This is a genomic window from Pseudomonas sp. NPDC087690, from assembly GCF_044743175.1.
Classification (GTDB): Bacteria; Pseudomonadota; Gammaproteobacteria; order Pseudomonadales; family Pseudomonadaceae; genus Aquipseudomonas.
Map to the genome: position 1 here is coordinate 1 of NZ_JBIUVX010000114.1, position 1,069 is coordinate 1,069.

A 1,069-nucleotide genomic window follows, 5' to 3' on the forward strand; every position below is an offset into this window, starting at 1 on the left:
AGCCACATTCACCGCTTACGTTGGGGTTGTTGAACTTGAAGCCTTCGTTCAACCCTTCCTTGACGAAGTCGAGCTCGGTGCCGTCCAGGTAGGCGAGGCTTTTCGGGTCGATGATCACTTTTTCGCCGTGACTCTCGAACACCTGATCCTCTGCAACCACCTCGTCGACAAACTCCAGCACGTAGGCAAGGCCGGAACAGCCTGTGGTGCGAACACCCAGACGAATCCCTTCACCTTTGCCGCGCCCGTCGAGGGAGCGCCGCACGTGTCGAGCAGCCGCTTCTGTCATGCTGATAGCCATCGGTGACTCCTTACTCGTCGCCAAATCCAGAAAGTCAGATCAAGCCTTTCTTCTGCTTGTAATCGCGAACAGCCGCTTTGATAGCGTCTTCAGCCAGTACCGAGCAGTGAATTTTCACTGGCGGCAGAGCCAGTTCTTCGGCCAGCTGGGTGTTCTTGATGGTTTCGGCTTCGTCCAGGGTCTTGCCCTTCATCCACTCGGTGGCGAGGGAGCTGGAAGCGATGGCCGAACCGCAGCCGTAGGTCTTGAACTTGGCATCTTCGATGATGCCAGCGTCGTTGACCTTGATTTGCAGACGCATTACGTCGCCGCACGCCGGAGCGCCGACCATGCCGGTGCCGACATCAGGATCTTCCGCGTTCATCTTGCCGACGTTGCGCGGGTTTTCGTAGTGGTCGATGACCTTTTCGCTGTAAGCCATGATTCTTAATCCTCACTCATCAGGGCCGCTCTTCAGCCCTGCAACTGCGCTGCGTAAACCGCCGCGTCGCTACAGGATCTGTATCCGGCGGCTTCTATATTTAGTGTGCCGCCCACTCGATTTTCGAGATATCGACGCCGTCTTTGTACATGTCCCACAGCGGCGACAGAGCGCGCAGCTTGGTAACGCCCTCGCAGACTTTCTGCGCGGCGTAGTCGATTTCTTCTTCGGTAGTGAAACGGCCGAAGGTGAAGCGTTTTTTCAGTCAACTGATGTGTTGAATGTCACACCGCGATCGCGAGCAGGCTCACTCCTACAAAGGGCAAAAAAAGCTCTGCGCCTCAAAC

The 1,069-nt window shown here is 56.3% G+C and carries 2 protein-coding genes and 1 pseudogene; all 3 read right to left on the reverse strand.

Going from position 1 to position 1,069, the window contains the following annotated elements; all coding sequences use genetic code 11:
* On the reverse strand, positions 1-301 hold a 301-nt coding region (gene iscA, locus ACIPIZ_RS29725), incomplete at its 3' end, for an iron-sulfur cluster assembly protein IscA (protein WP_401169076.1).
* Positions 302-335: 34 nt separating this feature from the next.
* Positions 336-722, reverse strand: a complete 387-nt coding sequence (gene iscU, locus ACIPIZ_RS29730; protein ID WP_007916892.1) for a Fe-S cluster assembly scaffold IscU — start codon at positions 720-722, stop codon at positions 336-338.
* Positions 723-822: 100 nt separating this feature from the next.
* A pseudogene (locus tag ACIPIZ_RS29735) lies at positions 823-978 on the reverse strand (IscS subfamily cysteine desulfurase); the annotation flags it as partial.
* Between the last annotated feature and the right edge of the window lie 91 nt (positions 979-1,069).